Annotated in this window: 14 protein-coding genes and 1 tRNA gene; 9 read left to right on the forward strand and 6 right to left on the reverse strand. The window is 44.1% G+C overall.

Going from position 1 to position 18,086, the window contains the following annotated elements:
* Positions 1–92 precede the first annotated feature (92 nt).
* The 4 genes from L5M71_RS17785 to L5M71_RS17800 all read left to right on the forward strand — a co-directional run bounded on the left by L5M71_RS17785 (position 93) and on the right by L5M71_RS17800 (position 5,423).
* A complete protein-coding gene (locus L5M71_RS17785; protein ID WP_263182254.1) occupies positions 93–2,333 on the forward strand; it encodes a glycoside hydrolase family 13 protein in 2,241 nt (746 codons plus the stop codon).
* Positions 2,330–4,501, forward strand: coding sequence for an alpha-amylase family protein (locus L5M71_RS17790; protein ID WP_263209196.1), 2,172 nt, complete (start codon positions 2,330–2,332; stop codon positions 4,499–4,501). Before L5M71_RS17785 ends, L5M71_RS17790 begins: the two co-directional genes overlap by 4 nt.
* A gap of 143 nt (positions 4,502–4,644) precedes the next feature.
* Positions 4,645–5,028 carry a VOC family protein gene (locus L5M71_RS17795; protein WP_113939623.1) on the forward strand — a complete coding sequence of 128 codons (384 nt, stop codon included), beginning with the start codon at positions 4,645–4,647 and terminating at the stop codon, positions 5,026–5,028.
* A 185-nt stretch (positions 5,029–5,213) separates the two neighbouring features.
* Positions 5,214–5,423: a hypothetical protein gene (locus L5M71_RS17800; protein WP_263209198.1), complete on the forward strand. Its 210-nt coding sequence runs from the start codon at positions 5,214–5,216 to the stop codon at positions 5,421–5,423.
* A gap of 91 nt (positions 5,424–5,514) precedes the next feature.
* On the opposite strand, the gene L5M71_RS17805 is transcribed toward L5M71_RS17800, so the two are convergent.
* The 4 genes from L5M71_RS17805 to L5M71_RS17820 all read right to left on the reverse strand — a co-directional run bounded on the left by L5M71_RS17805 (position 5,515) and on the right by L5M71_RS17820 (position 8,333).
* Positions 5,515–6,141, reverse strand: coding sequence for a LysE family translocator (locus tag L5M71_RS17805; protein WP_113939621.1), 627 nt, complete (start codon positions 6,139–6,141; stop codon positions 5,515–5,517).
* A gap of 226 nt (positions 6,142–6,367) precedes the next feature.
* On the reverse strand, positions 6,368–7,213 hold the full coding sequence (rhlP, locus tag L5M71_RS17810; RefSeq protein WP_263209200.1) for a rhombotarget lipoprotein: 846 nt from the start codon (positions 7,211–7,213) through the stop codon (positions 6,368–6,370).
* 230 nt (positions 7,214–7,443) lie between these two features.
* Positions 7,444–7,935, reverse strand: coding sequence for a peptide deformylase (gene def, locus L5M71_RS17815; RefSeq protein ID WP_011789520.1), 492 nt, complete (start codon positions 7,933–7,935; stop codon positions 7,444–7,446).
* 212 nt (positions 7,936–8,147) lie between these two features.
* Positions 8,148–8,333: a hypothetical protein gene (locus tag L5M71_RS17820; protein WP_263209225.1), complete on the reverse strand. Its 186-nt coding sequence runs from the start codon at positions 8,331–8,333 to the stop codon at positions 8,148–8,150.
* Between the two features lie 147 nt (positions 8,334–8,480).
* Between L5M71_RS17820 and L5M71_RS17825 the strand changes: the two genes are divergently transcribed.
* Positions 8,481–8,909 carry an MGMT family protein gene (locus L5M71_RS17825; protein WP_173245094.1) on the forward strand — a complete coding sequence of 143 codons (429 nt, stop codon included), beginning with the start codon at positions 8,481–8,483 and terminating at the stop codon, positions 8,907–8,909.
* 215 nt (positions 8,910–9,124) lie between these two features.
* A complete protein-coding gene (locus tag L5M71_RS17830; protein ID WP_263166307.1) occupies positions 9,125–9,916 on the forward strand; it encodes a DUF3108 domain-containing protein in 792 nt (263 codons plus the stop codon).
* A 304-nt stretch (positions 9,917–10,220) separates the two neighbouring features.
* Here L5M71_RS17830 and L5M71_RS17835 read toward each other — a convergent pair whose 3' ends face one another.
* On the reverse strand, positions 10,221–11,000 hold the full coding sequence (locus L5M71_RS17835; RefSeq protein WP_263209202.1) for a class II glutamine amidotransferase: 780 nt from the start codon (positions 10,998–11,000) through the stop codon (positions 10,221–10,223).
* A 244-nt stretch (positions 11,001–11,244) separates the two neighbouring features.
* On the opposite strand from L5M71_RS17835, the gene fadE reads away from it, so the two are divergent.
* The 3 genes from fadE to L5M71_RS17850 all read left to right on the forward strand — a co-directional run bounded on the left by fadE (position 11,245) and on the right by L5M71_RS17850 (position 17,223).
* Complete coding sequence (gene fadE / locus L5M71_RS17840; RefSeq protein ID WP_263209204.1) at positions 11,245–13,692, forward strand: acyl-CoA dehydrogenase FadE; 2,448 nt, start codon at positions 11,245–11,247, stop codon at positions 13,690–13,692.
* 704 nt (positions 13,693–14,396) lie between these two features.
* Positions 14,397–15,287 carry an IS982 family transposase gene (locus tag L5M71_RS17845; RefSeq protein ID WP_263209206.1) on the forward strand — a complete coding sequence of 297 codons (891 nt, stop codon included), beginning with the start codon at positions 14,397–14,399 and terminating at the stop codon, positions 15,285–15,287.
* Positions 15,288–15,336: 49 nt separating this feature from the next.
* Positions 15,337–17,223: a cation:proton antiporter gene (locus L5M71_RS17850; protein ID WP_263209208.1), complete on the forward strand. Its 1,887-nt coding sequence runs from the start codon at positions 15,337–15,339 to the stop codon at positions 17,221–17,223.
* 725 nt (positions 17,224–17,948) lie between these two features.
* On the opposite strand, the gene L5M71_RS17860 is transcribed toward L5M71_RS17850, so the two are convergent.
* Positions 17,949–18,039: transfer RNA gene (locus L5M71_RS17860), tRNA-Ser, on the reverse strand.
* Positions 18,040–18,086: the final 47 nt, after the last annotated feature.

Below are 18,086 nucleotides of genomic sequence, written 5' to 3' on the forward strand. Positions count from 1 at the left end.
AAGAAGCAGGCTTTTGCTTACGTAGATTTCAGCATTTCTAACATTCATCATGCCAGCACGTTTTACTTATTTCTCTTTAAAAGGCTTACATTATGATCCGTCAAAACCTAATGATTGCGCTTTATTTATGCTTGGTTTGCTCTTCATTTAATACGGCCTATGCAAACACCTTTGAGCCAGATATATCGACGGACGTTAAGCTTGAACCCGCTTTTTGGTGGGGGGGAATGCAGAATCCTGAGTTACAGCTGATGCTGTATAGCCGCGAACTTCCAAGCTTACCGCAGCAGATTAAGGTTGATATACAAGGAAAAGGCATCACACTTAAAAGCCTTGAGCACACTGATAACCCTCACTATCTGTTTATCAATTTAGATCTGAGCCAAGCTGCGCCGCAAACCTTTGAGCTAATAATTTCCAACACTGACTCGGCTTCAAAAGCCGACACGCCTCTTTATCGCCTGCCCTATACGTTGCAAGGGCGTGCTAAGGGCAGCCGTGAGCGCCAAGGATTTAGCAATAAGGATGTGATTTACCTTATCACGCCGGACCGATTCGCCAATGGCGACACGAGTAATGACAATCAAGCCGATATGTTAGAGCAAGTCGCAGCTAACTCTCCCAGTAATCTCAACTATCCCGATGCTCGCCATGGCGGCGATATAGCAGGGATCAGCCAGCACTTAGCATATCTGGCAAAACTTGGCGTGACTCAGTTATGGATCAATCCGCTGCTTGAGAATAATCAAGCCCAGTATTCATACCACGGTTACTCAATTACCAATTTATACCGCGTCGATCCCCGCTTTGGCAGCAACGAAGATTATAAAGCCTTAGTCGCTAAGGCTAACAAGCTTGGCCTAGGGGTGATTAAAGATGTTGTGGTGAATCATATCGGCTCTAACCATTGGTGGCTCAACGATTTACCTAGCCAAGACTGGCTCAATGACGCCACAAAAACGCAGCTACATAATCGCGAATCCAAGCCTAATTTGACTCAGTCTGCCGATACTAAATCCAGCGCTATCACATCCAGCGTTACCAGCCCCCGTTTCACCAGCCATAGGCGCACGACAGTGCAAGATCCCTACGCGGCGGCGCAAGATCATATTGATTTTGTCGACGGCTGGTTTACCGACACTATGCCAGATCTGAATCAAAGCAATCCAAAACTGGCAACCTATCTTATCCAAAACAGTATTTGGTGGGTCGAGTACGCAGGACTTTCGGGGATACGTGAAGATACTTACTCCTACGCCGACAAAGGGTTTCTCGCTAAATGGTCTAAGGCCGTAATGGCTGAGTACCCAAATTTTAATATTGTTGGCGAAGAATGGACCGCAAACCCCATCACAGTGTCCTATTGGCAAAAGGGCAAAATCAATGCCGATGGCTATACCTCAGATCTACCCAGTTTGATGGACTTCCCGCTATATGAAAAATTGATTGCCAGCCTTAATGAGCCAGAAAGCTGGGATACGGGTTTTATCAAGCTTTACGAGATGTTAGCCAACGATCTTGTGTATGCAGAACCTAGTAAGCTAGTGCTATTTGAAGGCAATCACGACACCAATCGTATCTTCAGTTTAGTGAAAGAAAATATAGACTTATACAAGATGGCCCTCACCTATGTGTTGACCGCCAAACGCATTCCGCAGCTGTTCTACGGTACAGAAGTGTTAATGACCAGCCCAACCGAGGGCCGTCACGATGGCGTTGTACGCAGTGATTTTCCCGGCGGGTTTGCCAACAGTGCCACGAATGCCTTTACCGGCCAAGGACTGAGTGAACCTCAACGACAAGCACAGCAATTTGTCCGTACCCTACTGAATTACCGTAAACAATCCCTTGCGCTGCAATCGGGCGATTTACTGCACTTTGTGCCGCAGGATGGTATCTATGTGCAATTTCGTTGCTTATTACATGTGCCATTATCAGCTGAACAGAAAGCCGAAGCGCTTAAGTCACTAACTCAACACAATTCTCAAGCCCAACACAATGCCTGCACTCAACCCTCGGCCGATAAAGTCATGGTGATTTATAATAAAAATGACAAAGCAGTCACGCTAGATGTAAACCGCTTTGCCAGTGTACTTGGCGATAACCGCGCCGCTACAGATATCATCAGTGGCAACACAGTTTCACTTAATCAAGCGCTAGCATTGCCCCACGCAGGTGTCACTATCCTTGAGCTTAAAGCCAGACCGCAGCTAAATACTGGCTTACCTAGCCGTCAAACCTCTAATCACATGAGTTACTCAGCTAGCGATTTAACTCCGGCTCAAACAACTCATCCAATCAAAAACTCAACCCTAAAAGGAATTCAGTCTTGAGCTTTTTATCGCCTATCGATTCCAGAGTGACTCAGTGCCCCCAAGCGGCGAAATTTCCCATAGTGGCTTTACTTATAACCCAAGCAGCGAAAGCCCCGCAGCGCCGACAGTCATCACTCAGCTTATGTTTAAACGCTCTATTCAGCGCCTCTTTATTAACTGCCTCGCTTTTTAGCTTCTCGACCAATGCAAATACATCGGCGCAGGCGCTTGATAATGAGTTACTGCCAAAGTCTGAGAGTGAGGTTATGACGCTAAAACCTGTGGTATATCAGATTTTTACTCGCCTTTATGGCAATAAAAATCCAAGCAATAAACCTTGGGGCACGATTGCCGACAATGGCGTCGGCAAGTTTAGTGATATCAATGATATTGCACTCAATAGCATCAAGGACCTAGGCGTTACCCATGTGTGGTACACGGGCGTTCCCCACCATGCATTGATTGGTGATTACAGCGCTATTGGCGTAAGTACTGATGATCCCGATGTGGTCAAAGGACGCGCGGGCTCACCCTACGCAGTCAAAGATTACTACAACGTCAACCCAGATCTGGCGGTCAATCCCGCCAACCGTTTAGCCGAGTTCGAAGCGCTCATTGCCCGTACCCATCACCACGGCTTAAAGGTGATTATCGATATCGTGCCAAACCATGTGGCGCGCCATTATCAATCCGTTAGTAAACCCCACGGCGTGCGTGATTTTGGCGAAGATGATGATACAAGTCTGGAATACGCCAAAAACAACAATTTCTATTATATCCTTGATAAAGTTGATGTTAATAATGGCTCGGAGGGGGCAAAGGGACAAGCACATGCCTTTGAAGTGCCAAGCTTACCCGCAGGACTTAAACCGCTGGGCGGAGAAGCTCACCCCTTAAGTGACGGCAAATTCAACGAATTTCCCGCAAAATGGACTGGCAATGGCTCACGCTTAGCCAAGCCCGATGCCAATGATTGGTACGAGACCGTTAAAATCAATTACGGCGTACGCCCCGATGGCACCTATGACTTCCCTCGCCTGCCAGCCAATTTCGCCACTTTAACGCAGGCGCAGCATTACGCTTTTTGGCAACAACACTTAGCTGAGCTCCCAAGCTCTTGGATTAAATTCAATCAGATTGCGCAGTACTGGCTAGCAAAAGGGGTCGATGGCTTTCGCTATGATATGGCCGAAATGGTACCAGTGGAGTTTTGGAGCTATCTCAACAGCCAGATAAAACACACAAATCCCGATGCCTTTATCTTGGCCGAGGTCTATAACCCCAAGCTGTATCGAGATTATATCCAACTTGGCAAAATGGATTATCTGTACGATAAGGTCGATCTTTACGACACCCTAAAAGCCGTGATGGCGGGTAAAACCAGCACAGCTAATATCGCGGCAGATCAGGAAAAAGTGCAGGATATTGAATCTCACATGCTGCACTTTTTAGAAAACCACGACGAGCAACGTATTGGTAATGCAGCATTTTTAGCATCGCTACACACAAATAAGCCCACGGCAACCCAAGCCGTTAATCCACACTATGCCCTACCCGCTATGGTAGTGTCGGCAACGATAGGCACTTCACCGACGTTAGTGTATTTTGGCCAAGAAGTGGGAGAAGCCGCCATCGACAACCCAGGATTTGGTCATGCATCACGCACCAGTATTTTTGACTATGTAGGCGTCCCTGCGCATCAGCGCTGGATGAACAATGGCAAGTTTGATGGTGGGCAATCAACCGTAAAGGAAGCCACTTTGCGGGCTTATTATCAAAAATTACTGAACCTAAGCACAGGTAAAAATGTACCTGCGCTCTTAGGAGAATATTACTCGCTCGATGCCGCCAACCGCAGCGCACAAACCGCCATAATGGATACTCATAGCAATGCAACGGGTTATGATGACAGCACTTTTGCCTTTGTGCGCTTTGAGGAAAATACGACCAATAAAACGGGCCAAAAACTGATTATTGTGAATAACTTTAATCAAACTCAAGCAAAGCCATTATCCCTTAAGCTACCAAAGCCACTTATCGACCAATGGCAGTTAACGGATGGGACCTATCCACTTAAGGATTTGCTGGAAGACAATAAAGCACAGTTGGTTGTCAAACAAGGGGAAGGACAAGTTCAGATGCAACTTGCACCGCTGTCTTCAGCCATATTCGAGCTGGAAGATTAAACGAGCAAAAAGCCTAGGTGAGCTAAAAAGTGAAATCGACCGATAGCGTCACGCTAAACTGTGACGCTATCTTTTTTTAACCGTTATACTCTCAAACCTTTCTATCTTATTTGATCACCCTTTAAAAATCACAAAGGAAAGCGATGTTACTCGGCATTCACCATGCTGCGATTATTTGCAGCGACTATCAAAAGTCCAAACACTTTTATGTAACCATTCTTGGCCTTACCGTGCTTGCAGAGCATTTCCGTGAGGCACGTAAGTCCTATAAACTTGATTTACAACTGGCCGATAAGAGTCAAATTGAGTTATTTTCATTCGATAATCCACCCAAACGACCAAGCTATCCCGAAGCCTGTGGACTTAGGCATCTCGCCTTTCGCGTAGCATCGATTGAAACCGCCATCGAACATCTTCATAGCCATCACATTACCGTTGAACCCGTCCGCATTGACGAATACACAGGCAGAAAATTCACCTTCTTTAGCGATCCCGACGGCTTACCCTTAGAGTTATATGAGCTATAGCACGAGTGAAATAAGGCATCATCGCAGCAATAAGATGAATAAAGCTTAATTACGCTAAGGGATGGTCAGCATTAGACTCAATAAAACAACGCAGCCGTTTAACCAATAGTTTAAGTAATCGATTGACTAATTTGGCACTGTGATAAGGTCAAAGCCTACCTAGGCTAACCATTGAGGAACTCAAGATGTTTGATAATCCAGCATTATTACTATGGAGTTTAGTCTTTAGCCTCTTTGGTCTTGGCTTTTTCACCTATGGCAAACGCCAAGCGGCCCCCATCCCCCTCGTCGTTGGGATAACCCTGATGCTCTACCCTTATTTTGTCAGCAACCTAATCTTACTCGTCTGCATCGGCATAGCACTCATCGCGCTACCGTATTTTGTGAAGTTGTAACAAGCGATCTTTGTCATAGCTAGATTGAAAAGCTCATATCTATCAGAGCAAAGAGGACTTATGTCTTACTCGACAAAATGACCTTATTCCACTATCTATCACTGGTCATGACTTTACTTGCCAAGCCAATAAGCAACACACCTGATATCCCCTCTAAGGCTCTCGAATAACGCAGGGAATTGGGGCGACTAAATACCCAGCTTCCTGCCGACGCATAAAGGACGTTACACAAGGTCGCTAACAAACTGAAAATAAGACCAAGGGTTAACAGCTGAATTGACGTTGAACCCGCTAACGGGTCAATAAACTGCGGCAAAAAAGAGAGGAAAAATAAAGCGACTTTAGGATTAAGTACACTAACGACAATGCCTTGGAAAACTACGTTGCCGTTTGGTTTGCTATTGTTATCAACCATAATTTTATTATTGCCACGCCACATTGATATTAACGCTTGAATGCCTAAATACACTAGATACGCGGCCCCTAACCACTTCACAATACTAAAAGCCAATGCTGAACTGAGAATGATGGCAGATAATCCCAAGCTAGCAGCAAGCGTATGAACAAAATAACCCACACCTAAACCCATCGCAGCTTTAAGCCCACTGATCATTTTCCCTTTCATTGTGTTAGATACAATGTAGATGACATCGGGTCCAGGGATAAGATTGATAGCAAGGCAAGCAACTGCAAACAGTAATAGTGAATTTAAATCCATTTAATTTTTCTCCTTGTTAAACGCGTAATCTATCGCGCCACTTAAGTGGTGTCCGACGCAATACCGCAGCCTCTGTAAACCACTTTAAAAAAAAATCAAAACGTTAACTACAAGTAAATTGGTAACCAGAACCTGTGCTCAACTTTATATACTTTTTGCTCACGTCTTGATTCAAAGCAAACTTCAATTTGCTCATCCTTAACGATCTTAATTTGCGCTTAATTTTTTATTCACGGCAAATCGTTAAACGGCGCATCGCAAAAATGCCCAATAGTGAAAGTATTAATAAAGATAAGCTGCCACCGCCGCTGTAACCTTGTTTATGTTCTATGGTGGCGACGTGCTCTTCCTTAACCCGAGTTTTAAAACGGGCAAGCTCGTCATCTAAATTGACTATCATGTCGTTCACCGCAAGATCAAAGCCCTCGTAGGATTTCTCTCTTAGGGTTGTCGTCACGCCAACAGCGGTTGAACTCTCAGTTAACTGATTAATACCTGGCGCCCTAAATAACATCTTCTGGCTACGCATATCGAAAACGGCTGTATCAACAAAGGTTTGAATCGCATTTTCATTGCCAGGGATTAAATACATGCCCACAATCGTCCAATAAAGAATGGCGGATTTGTTCTCGTGGCTTTGCATCAATTGATCGTAAGAAACCAATGCCATCACATCAACATCATGCAGGCGAGCAACCTGCTGCAAGGTTTCAAAACCTTTACCATTTTTAAGATAGGTACTTGGGATCACTTCGATACGATCGATATAGTCATATTTAACAAAGGATTTTTTCACCTTATCAAGTAATGCCATCTGAGTTGGGCTATCAATTGCATCGGCTTGCCAATGGGACGAAGGCAAGAAAGCGATGCCGACGGTAATAGGTAAACGCAGCACAGGTAAGGATGGCTGCTGGGCTTGGCGACTCTTCTCATCAGGGTATAAATATTCAACTAAGCTACTTGATACCGCATTTTTCTCCGTAGTATTACCGTTAAAAAATGCACTACAACCACCCAGTGAAAGCATTGCGAATGAGGCTATACCACAGGCTAATACCTTAAGTTTCATTTGTTTCCCTACCGTATCCATACACTTGCTGTTAATGATGAAAACTGAACCTACAACTAATGTAGATTTTGGGTTACCTTATCCATTCATCAGAGTAAAAACAAGCTGTTATGTTCACATATCACAGCATTAATCTTCCTTGATTAGATTTTAAATACAAAAAAGCCGCACTATAAATGCGGCTAGTGAATAGGTACAACCACCTTCAAAAATACAACTTAAGTCAAAAGTTAAGCGTATTTACGCACTTTTTTAAGGGCGATTTGTTGTTTTAGCATGGATAAATGTTCGATAAATACTTTGCCATGCAAATGGTCGATTTCGTGCTGCAACACTATGGCTAAAAACTCATCGGTCTCGATTTCGATAGCCTTGCCAGTTCTGTCTAAGGCTGTCACTTTAACCTTTTCAAAACGTGACACTTTAGCGCGATAACCTGGGATAGACAGACAACCTTCTTCACCGACGAACTCACCTGACTTTTCAACAATCTCAGGATTAATCAGCACTAAAGGCTGGTCGCGACCGTCAGATAAATCGATCACGATAATGGCATCTGTACTGCCGACTTGCGTTGCCGCTAAACCGATACCATCGTCCGTGTGATACATGGTTTCGATTAAATCATCGATAAATCCCTGAACAGCTTCAATATCTTTTACAGGTTGCGCTTTACGTTTAAGGCGCTCATCGGGAATAGTTAGAATATCGAGTACAGCCATGCCAGTTATCTTCTCTCATCGAGTCAAAAAAATTGGCGCTATTATGGACTATTTGACCATTTACACAATATTTAAGCTAAAAACAGTTTAAATATTTTGTTAGTAATCGAGCTAGCCGATAAAAATATCGAGAAGTGCTTAATCCTTTAAATACCAAATACCCTCACATCTTCCGCTAAGCCACGCTTTACCGTTACACTAGCGTGAACTCATCAAGCAAAAGTTTTTGAGCGTGATTCTTTGTGAGTCATACCAATCGTATTAAATATCTGTTCATTCAGCGGGAATTCAACGCGCTTTAGACAAGGCGAAGGCTTGAAGGCATAGTGGTGCTCTGTCGAAAGCCTTAAACGCAGTATAAAGCGTTTTGAAACCCGCCCTTTGGGAGCCTCACAGATATCCCACTCCAGTGTTGCATTGACTTAAAAGAGAATAACCATTTTTGCGTTAATGCGCCTGGGATTTAAATACCTGTGAGGCTTTGAACTGATTAGATATTTAATGTGATTGGTATCAATACCATTAAGCTGAGGGTTAACAATTCAATGGCATCGTTCCCTAAAGACAAATCACCACTGTATCAATACCTTGAACAAGATAAACAGAGTGTAGCGAGAAAACAGCCCCAAGCAGTGGACTTGTCTCCTATGGCGAAAATCTGGCATATCGTCGCCATGATCCCGCAGGGTAAAGTCAGCAGCTATGGCAAAATTGCCGATTATGCAGGATTACCGGGACGAGCGCGTTATGTGTCAAAAGCACTGAAAGCAGCTCCCGAACATTTGTCACTCCCTTGGCATAGGGTACTCAATAGTCAAGGCAAAATATCCTTCGAGAAAAATTCAACCTTCTTTCAAGAACAGATGGAATTATTAAGAATTGAAGGGATAACAGTGAACTGCGGCAAAATTAGTTTGTCTGAATACGAGTGGCGACCGGATCTGGTGACTTTAGTCATGGCAATGCCATTTTAGTTTAATATATTGATCCATAAACTATTTACATCTCTATTTACAGAAACGTCGTCCTCGGCTATAACCTGCTTACAGTCGATCCGATAATTGATTTATGCTCAACTGATTGACCCAGAACTGTGTAAGTAAGCATGCTACTCGACACTTTTTTATCAACCACTACCGACCATTCTGTAGTGATACAAGGTGAAAACCTGCGACCCAAGGAGCATTCTTTGCGTACCATTCCCACATTATTAGTGAGTTTTACCGTCCTCACTCAAAGTATGTTTGCCATGGCAGCGCCAACGCCGCTAACACCGCAGACGGCCGAATACCAAGTCAACTATGGAGACATTGAATTAGGAAAAGCCAAATACACGCTACCCAATGCCGAAGATGGCGTGTTTAAGTATCGTTTTGATAGCGATCTCAGCCTGTTATTGTTAACAGATGTGCGTCACATCTTGAGTGAATTTACTCAAAATGACGCGCAGCTCAGTCCTTTGCGTTACTTACAACAACGCCAAGGTGTCGGGCCTAATTACACGGAGCAAACCGCATTCGCCAAAGCTCAAGGCTTTATTCATACCCGTTACAAAGATGAAAAAGGCAAGTTTCCCTATGATGATAAAATCTTTGATCCTCTTATGGTGCAGTTGCAATTTAGGCTAGATATGATGGCGGGCAAAGAAGTGCTCGACTATAAGATGGTCAAGGATAACGAAGTCGATGAATACAAGTTTCATGTGATCGGTAAAGAACGAATGAACATCGACAGCGGCAGTTATGACACAGTCAAAATTGAAGTCGTGCGTGACAATAAAAAGCGTCAAACCTTCTTCTGGATGGCGCCTGACTTAGCGTATTTGCCCGTGCGTTTAACTCACTTTGAAAAAGGCAGTAAGCAGCTCGATATTAAGTTACTTAAATATCACTTCGATGAAGTGCCGAACCAAGAAACCATACCTGCAGACATTGCAGAGAAACCACTAGTGCCTAAACTGCTCGGCACGACTGAAGGTTAATCGGTAAGGCATTAAGTTAAGATGAATTAACTTAACCCAATGGTACAAAGCCTTCGCATAAAAGTACTGAACTAAAGCCAAACTAATATCGAATAAAACCCAACCAAACTAATATCTAACTGAACTTAGGGCCTACCTCTAAGTTCGGTTTCGGTTAATGTTCATCGCTAATGGTTCATCACTCATCATTGATTGCTAGAAAATATGTTAGATACTGACTCGAACTTTTTAATAAAGTGACCTGAACAAAACAAAATCAACCGTAAATCCGCTTTCCCTCATTATTTAGCTCAACGGCATAGCATCAGAGATCGATTAACAGCTCACCCAATCTAAACAGCTTCCAGTTACCCGGATGCATAACGCGCCACTGTTCATTCTCGGTCAATGGGCGAGTCGCAATCACAGTCACCACATCATGGGCGGTAGTTTCCTTATCAAAATCAATCACCACATCGGTATCGATAAGTTTCGCTTTACCAAACGGCGCGCGGCGAGTGATGTAACATAAGTTATTACTGCAATAGCTCATTAAATGCTCGCCATCGCTCAATATCATGTTGAACACACCTAAGGCACGGATTTGCTCGGCCAACGTTGCGACGTAATGGAAAACTGCCAACATATCTTCAGGTTTAGTACTGCCAAACTTCTGGGCGACTTGTTCCAAAATCCAACAGAAAGCAAGTTCGCTATCGGTATCGCCTACGGGTTGATAGCGCGAGACATGAAACTTGGGCAGATAGTCTGTCAATTGACCATTATGGGCATAGGTCCAATAACGTCCCCATAATTCGCGGGTAAAAGGATGAGTATTCTCTAAAGACACACAGCCGCGATTCGCCTGACGAATGTGGCTTATCACCACTTCACTTTTAATCGGGTAGGATTTGATCAATTTTGCAATATGCGATTCGCTACTCGGGCAAGCATCTTTAAAAGTACGGCTGCCTTTCCCCTCGTAAAAAGTAATACCCCAGCCGTCCACGTGGGGACCGGTTACACCACCACGTTGTGCTAATCCCGTAAAACTAAACACAATATCGGTCGGCACATTGGCGCTCATCGCCAGTAACTCGCACATATTTCTCGCCTATCATCAATCAAAAAAACTACTTGTTGGCATTGTAACTAGTTGATGACATTTGTGGAATGATCAAAGCTGACAAATAATTTAAACAATTGTTTGAAAAATACTTGTATTAAAATTCTCTTAGGTTTAACTTTTATGCGACACAGGTCTGACCACAAACTATAATTGTGATCGCAATCAATAAAACACTCTATGACCTGTGGTTGGCACTCGGTCATATTTAAGGAGAATTACAGTGACTACCCTACTTTGGATCATCGCCATGATCTTAGTGCTAGGAGCCCTAGCTTACCTTCGGGTATCTTTGCTCACTGCCACTATTACAGCCGCTGTTGTGATGACAGCAGGATGGACACTCGATGTTGTCGGCCCTATCTCTTGGATCGTTTTCCTCGTGATCGCGCTGCCGTTAAATATCAGTGCATTTAGACAAAATGTGATCAGTCGTCCACTGATGAAGGTATATCGCGGCATAATGCCCGAAATGTCTTCAACAGAGAAAGAAGCGATTGAAGCCGGCACCACTTGGTGGGAAGCGGATCTGTTTGCGGGTAACCCGAACTGGAAAAAACTCCATAACTACCCAGTTGCGCGTTTAAGTGCAGACGAACAGGCCTTCCTCGATGGCCCTGTTGAAGAAGTGTGCCGCATGGTGAATCAACACCAAGTATCACATCAACTTGCCGATCTGCCTGCCGACGTATGGCAATATCTGAAAGATCACGGTTTCTTCGCCATGATCATTAAGAAAAAATACGGCGGTTTAGAATATTCAGCTTATGCCCAATCTCGCGTGTTACAAAAACTGGCGGGGTTAAGCAGTGAATTGGCTTCAACTGTTGGCGTACCTAACTCTTTAGGCCCTGGAGAGCTGCTGCAACATTACGGCACGCCAGAGCAACAAAACCATTATTTACCGCGTTTAGCCAAAGGCTTAGAAGTCCCCTGTTTTGCACTGACCAGCCCAGAAGCTGGTAGCGATGCAGGCTCGATTCCTGACTTTGGTATTGTGTGTAAAGGCCAATGGGAAGGTGAAGAAGTTCTGGGGATGAAGCTGACCTGGAACAAGCGTTACATCACTTTAGCCCCTGTCGCGACAGTATTAGGCTTAGCCTTTAAACTGCGCGATCCAGAGCATCTACTTGGCGATAAAGAAGAACTCGGCATTACTTGTGCTTTGATCCCTACCGATATGGAAGGAGTTGAAACAGGTCGTCGTCACTTCCCGCTCAACTGTATGTTCCAAAACGGTCCAACTCACGGCAACGAAGTATTCGTGCCATTAAGCTTCATCATTGGCGGCCCGAAAATGGCAGGTCAAGGCTGGCGCATGCTGGTGGAATGTTTATCAGTGGGTCGTGGTATCACTCTGCCATCAAACTCAGCTGGCGGCGTGAAAACCGCAGCGCTGGCAACAGGAGCTTATGCTCGCATTCGTCGTCAGTTCAAATTGCCTATCGGCAAGCTTGAAGGTATCGAAGAGCCAATGGCACGCATCGGCGGTAACGCTTATCTGATGGATGCTGTAACGACTTTGACCACCACTGGTATCGACTTAGGTGAAAAACCGTCGGTTATCTCTGCGATTGTGAAATATCACCTGACAGACAGAATGCAGAAATGCGTTATCGATGCCATGGATATTCACGGCGGTAAAGGCGTGTGTCTTGGCCCCAATAACTATTTAGGCCGTGGCTACCAAGCTGCGCCTATCGCAATTACTGTTGAAGGTGCAAACATCCTCACCCGTTCTATGATCATCTACGGCCAAGGCGCGATTCGCTGCCATCCGTACGTGCTTGCAGAAATGGAGTCAGCGTTTGATACTGAATCGGGTCAAGGTTTAGCTAACTTCGATGCGGCTATCTTTGGTCACATTGGTTTTGCGACCAGTAACTTCATCCGTAGCTTCTGGTTAGGTCTGACATCAAGCCGTTTCTCTAACGCGCCTTATTCAGATAAAACCAAACGTTATTATCAACAGATGAACCGTTTCAGTGCCAACTTAGCCCTGTTATCTGACTTAGCCATGGCAACCTTGGGTGGTAACCTTAAACGTAAAGAACGTATCTCTGCCCGTTTAGGTGACTTGCTGAGCCAACTGTATCTGGCATCAGCCACGCTGAAACGCTATGAAGATGAAGGCCGTCAAACCGACGACTTGCCATTAGTACAATGGGCAGTTGAAGATGCGCTGTACAAGCTGCAAGCTTCTTTAGACGATTTACTGGATAACTTCCCTATGGGCCTTGGCGGCGCGTTACGTGTGGTGATGTTCCCATTCGGTCGTCCACTGAAACGCCCAAGCGATGTGTTAGATCATAAAGTCGCGAAGATTATGCAAACACCGTGTGAAAGCCGTAACCGTTTAGGTAAAGGCCAGTTCTGGACTAACTCTGAGCACAATGCTGTGGGTATCCAAGAACAAACACTACTTGACATCATCGCGTCTGAACCGCTGCATGACAAAGTCTGTAAAGCGAGTGGTAAACGTCTACCATTTATGTGGTTAGATAAAGTTGCCGCAGAAGGTAAAGCCTTAGGTGTGTTAAGCGATGCCGAAGTGCAATTACTGGAAAGAGCGGAAATTGGTCGGATGAAATCAATCAACGTTGATGACTTTGACCCAGCAGAACTGCGCCCAGAAGTGGTTTCAAACACTTCACAGGAACGTGCTGCGTAATCCACTCAGTTAGATTTAAACCACAAAAAGGAGGCTAATTAGCCTAATGCCGCTCGATTAACTGTGAGCGGCTCTTTTTTTATGGTAGCGCTTTGTAGATAACCTCCCTTGGAAAGAATTTACGCTTTCTCAATAATTCGTTACCCATTTTCCATCAATACTTAAAGTTTACTTGGCACCGTCCCAAGTGTTCAACTAGAACGCCATACGAACTCATCTTGAACAAAACATAATACATTGATAAAGCTTACTATTAATGATAAGGCACCGTGATGCTCTACCATTATTTTCATTTCCCACTGGACTGATTGTGACGCTCACCGCCAATCATTTAAAAGACAATAAGTCAAAATTGAACATCCTAAATGCAGAATTTAATACTATTGCAGTCAAAGCACGTTAAAGAGTGCTCAAATTATTTAAGATAAATCTAATGTTTGCGGATTTGTACTACAGCTTATTTTACTTGATGTCGCTAGATTGCTCCGTTTTCTTGATTTTTCTCCATAGGTGATGAGGGAAGAGTCATATTTAACAGTGGATATATCGAATAGATCATTTCAGCTTACTGTTCATGCTGTTGTCATCTGCGTCATTAAAGCTAAGCTCATTAACCTGAACTCGGGATAAGAAATGTTGAACTAATAGCCCTCCAAGTGATCGGATCTTTCGACCAAGAGAAACCCCATCACACCGGAGGGCCTATGCATAAATTAGTGGAAGTGTTTTGCGATGTCGATGATTTTTGCGCTGTTTTCATTCCAGAATGGGAAAAAACGCTGTTAACCGATGGCACACGCAAGCGTCAACGCGCTGGCCGTATGACGATGAGCGAAGTGATGACCATCATCATACTTTTCCAGATGTCTCACCACCGTGATTTCAAGAACTTCTACATCGGCTATCTGGCTCATTTCTACAAATCCGCTTTTCCCAATTTACTCAGCTATACCCGCTTTCTTGAGGTGATGCCCACTGCTTTAGTGCCGCTTTGCAGCTACTTTGCCAGCCTTAAGAGTGACCCCACTGGCATTGAATTTGTTGATTCAACTAGCATCAAAGTGTGTCATAACCTACGTATTCATCGGCATAAAACCTTAGTGGGACTGGCGTGCAGAGGAAAAGGCACCATGGGGTGGTTCTATGGTTTTAAGCTGCATTTGATTGTGGATCATCAAGGCGGAATCGTGGCGGCCAAAGTGACGCCTGCGAATGTACATGACACAAAACCGGTGAATGAGATGGTGCACAGTGACATGAATAAACGCTATGCAGATAAAAGGTATATCAGTAAAGCACTGTCCAGTGAATTGCTGGAGAAAGGCATCACACTGGTGATAAACGTGCGTAAGAATATGAAAGTAAAAGCGATGTCGTTGTGGGATAGAGCGATGCTGTCGAGACGTTTCATCATAGAAACCATCAACGATCCGTTAAAAAACATCTCTCAAATAGAGCACTCTAGACACCGCAGCGTACATGGTTTTATGCTCAATATGATTGGGGGACTCATCGCCTATCAATTGAAAGACAATAAGCCACAACTGAACCTCACTAACGGGGAGTTTAATGCTATTGCAGTTATGGCTCGTTAAACCGATCTCAGGTTCATTAGTATTTAGCTCAGTTATCTAAAGGATTTATATGGTTGAACACATTACTGGCATGCTAGCGCTAATTGGAGTGCTATCGTTATTTTGTCAATGGCTTGGCTGGAAACTGCGGTTACCAGCGATTTTACCCTTGTTGCTATGTGGGCTCACTTTAGGCCCTGGGCTTGGATTTCTCAATCCTGATGCGATTTTTGGTGATTTGCTTTTTCCGATAATTTCCCTCGGGGTCGCCGTGATTTTATTTGAAGGGGCTTTGACTCTTAACTTTAAAGAAATCAAAGATCATGGTCGTATGGTGACGCATCTTGTGACTATCGGTACTGTGATCACTTGGGCCTGTATCAGTACGGCCACCTTTTATTTACTGGATTTTAGTTGGGAAATTGCATTGCTCTTTGGGGCGTTAGTGGTGGTGACTGGGCCTACCGTTATCGTGCCAATGCTCAGAAGTGTGCGTCCTAAATCCCAGCTGGCGAGTATTTTGCGTTGGGAAGGTATAGTGATTGACCCAATAGGCGCGCTGCTCGCAGTGTTAGTCTTTGAATACATAACCGTTGCCAGCGATCAAACGACACATGTACTCTATGCCTTAAGTTCTATGTTGTCCCTCGGATTAGGACTTGGCGCAGTGGCGGGTTATCTAACGGGACAAATCTTAAGACACAACCTATTGCCACACTATCTGCGTAATACCGCCGTTTTGACCTTAATGCTGGGTATCTTTGTCGGCTCGAACCTATTACAAGAAGAATCGGGCTTATTGACTGTGACGGTTATGGGCATTTGGCTTGCGAATATGCGTGGTGTGGATATTGCTGAAATCCTTGAATTTAAAGAAACATTAACCGTACTGTTAATTTCTGCACTGTTTATTTTACTGGCGGCGCGATTAGATTCTAATGCCATGCTCGGCTTAGGTTGGGGTGGACTGGGTGTTTTAGCTGTGACCATGTTATTGGCACGACCGCTGAGTATTTGGGCTTCTGGTATAGGCACATCTCTGTCGAAAGCGGATAAGTGGTTTTTATGCTGGATTGCCCCTCGAGGTATTGTGGCCGCGGCGGTATCTTCTTTATTTGCAATCAAGTTAGAAGCCAACAATGTGCAGGGCGCAGATGCAATTGTGCCCTTAGTGTTCTTAATTATTATCGGTACTGTGGTGGTCCAAAGTTTAACGGCGGGACGTTGGGCGCGATTCCTTGGCGTCAAAGCCGATTCTGCCCAAGGTTTATTGATCTTTGGTGCCTCTAAATTTTCCAGAGAGTTAGCGAAAATTTTAAAAGCCAAAGATGTCAAAGTGCTACTGGCTGATAATAACTGGGACAACATTAGGCTCGCGCGTATGGATAATATTCCAGTGTATTTTGGTAATCCTGTTTCGGAGCATGCTGAAACTTATATGGATTTAACTGGAATTGGCCGCGTATTGATTATTTCACCTTACCGACAGTTAAACCCGTTAGTGAGCTTTCATTTCCAAGACTTTTTTGGTGCTAAAAAAGTTTTTGGTCTTAATAATACCGAAGTTGGCAGTGCACGCCACCAGCTCTCTGAAAGTTATAAGCAACGTTTATGTTTGTTTGGTGATGCAGTGTCGTATGCCAAGATAGCCAGCCTAATGGCGAAAGGCGCTCAACTTAAAGTAACGAATTTAACCGAAAACTTCAGCTTTGAACATTTTCGTAAACGTTACGGTGAGACGGCAATACCACTGGTTTACCTGACGAAAGAAGGTAAGGTCGTCGTTGTTTCGGGTAATGATACCGTATTTCCGAATGGCATTGAGCTTATCAGTCTATTGCCAATTGAAGCTTTAGAAGAAGCCAAAGTGCAGCAAGCGATTGCAGAGCGGGAAGCACAAGAGAAAACGACAGCAGAGTCATTACAAGCTAAGGAAGATACATTAGTAAAGAACTAATTGAGGTTTACGACTTAACCTAAATTCGGAATAAGAGAATGTAAACTAATGGCCCTCCACGTGATGGATCTTTCGATCCAACAGGAACTATCTCACACCGAAGGGCCAATACACTAATTAGTTGACATATTTTGCGATGTCGATGATTTTTTTTGCTGTTTCATCACAGAATGGAAGAAAACGCTGTTAACGGATGGAGCACGCTAAGGTCAATATGCTGACCGTGTGACGATCATCATTACCTTCTTAGCACCCAACCATAATCATTTCAAAATTTTTACATTGGCTATTTAGCTCACTTTTACAAATCAGCTTTTCCCCAATTTACTGAGCTACACACGTTTTCTTGAGATAATACCCAGTACTTTAATGCTTCTTTACAGCATATTTCTCCAGCCTTAAAAGTGTGCCAGCGGGCATCAAGTATATGGATTGCATTAGTATAAAAGCATACTATCCAGACGTTTATCATAGATAAGTTAAATAATCGCCCTCAAATAGAGCACTCCAAACACAGTAGTACGCGCATAGCGTTTTGCTCAATATGATTCTGAGACTCATCGCTATCAATTAAAAGACGCTAACGCTGAAATTAATACTATTACAATGATGGCGCGTTAAACCGATTTCAGATTAATGAGTCTCAGTCATCCAATTTGGGCCTGTGAATATAATTTTCAGAATGCAAAAAGCCGCTAATTGCTTAGCGGCTTTTTGACTAAATATGGCGGAGGAGCAGGGATTTGAACCCTGGGTGGGCTATAAACCCACGCCGGTTTTCAAGACCGGTGCATTAAACCACTCTGCCACCCCTCCGAACGAAGCGCATAATATAAGTAAGTCTGTTGACTGTAAAGCACTAA

This window comes from Shewanella sp. SW1, assembly GCF_025653545.1.
Taxonomy (GTDB): Bacteria; Pseudomonadota; Gammaproteobacteria; order Enterobacterales; family Shewanellaceae; genus Shewanella; species Shewanella oncorhynchi.

Excerpts from the sequence above, each read along its gene's own strand:
- L5M71_RS17785 (WP_263182254.1), top strand. The coding sequence starts at position 93 with ATGATCCGTCAAAACCTAATGATTGCGCTTTATTTATGCTTGGTTTGC.
- L5M71_RS17795 (WP_113939623.1), top strand. The coding sequence starts at position 4,645 with ATGTTACTCGGCATTCACCATGCTGCGATTATTTGCAGCGACTATCAA.
- L5M71_RS17800 (WP_263209198.1), top strand. The coding sequence starts at position 5,214 with ATGTTTGATAATCCAGCATTATTACTATGGAGTTTAGTCTTTAGCCTC.
- L5M71_RS17805 (WP_113939621.1), bottom strand. The coding sequence starts at position 6,141 with ATGGATTTAAATTCACTATTACTGTTTGCAGTTGCTTGCCTTGCTATC.
- rhlP (WP_263209200.1), bottom strand. The coding sequence starts at position 7,213 with ATGAAACTTAAGGTATTAGCCTGTGGTATAGCCTCATTCGCAATGCTT.
- def (WP_011789520.1), bottom strand. The coding sequence starts at position 7,935 with ATGGCTGTACTCGATATTCTAACTATTCCCGATGAGCGCCTTAAACGT.
- L5M71_RS17825 (WP_173245094.1), top strand. The coding sequence starts at position 8,481 with ATGGCATCGTTCCCTAAAGACAAATCACCACTGTATCAATACCTTGAA.
- L5M71_RS17835 (WP_263209202.1), bottom strand. The coding sequence starts at position 11,000 with ATGTGCGAGTTACTGGCGATGAGCGCCAATGTGCCGACCGATATTGTG.
- L5M71_RS17845 (WP_263209206.1), top strand. The coding sequence starts at position 14,397 with ATGCATAAATTAGTGGAAGTGTTTTGCGATGTCGATGATTTTTGCGCT.
- L5M71_RS17850 (WP_263209208.1), top strand. The coding sequence starts at position 15,337 with ATGGTTGAACACATTACTGGCATGCTAGCGCTAATTGGAGTGCTATCG.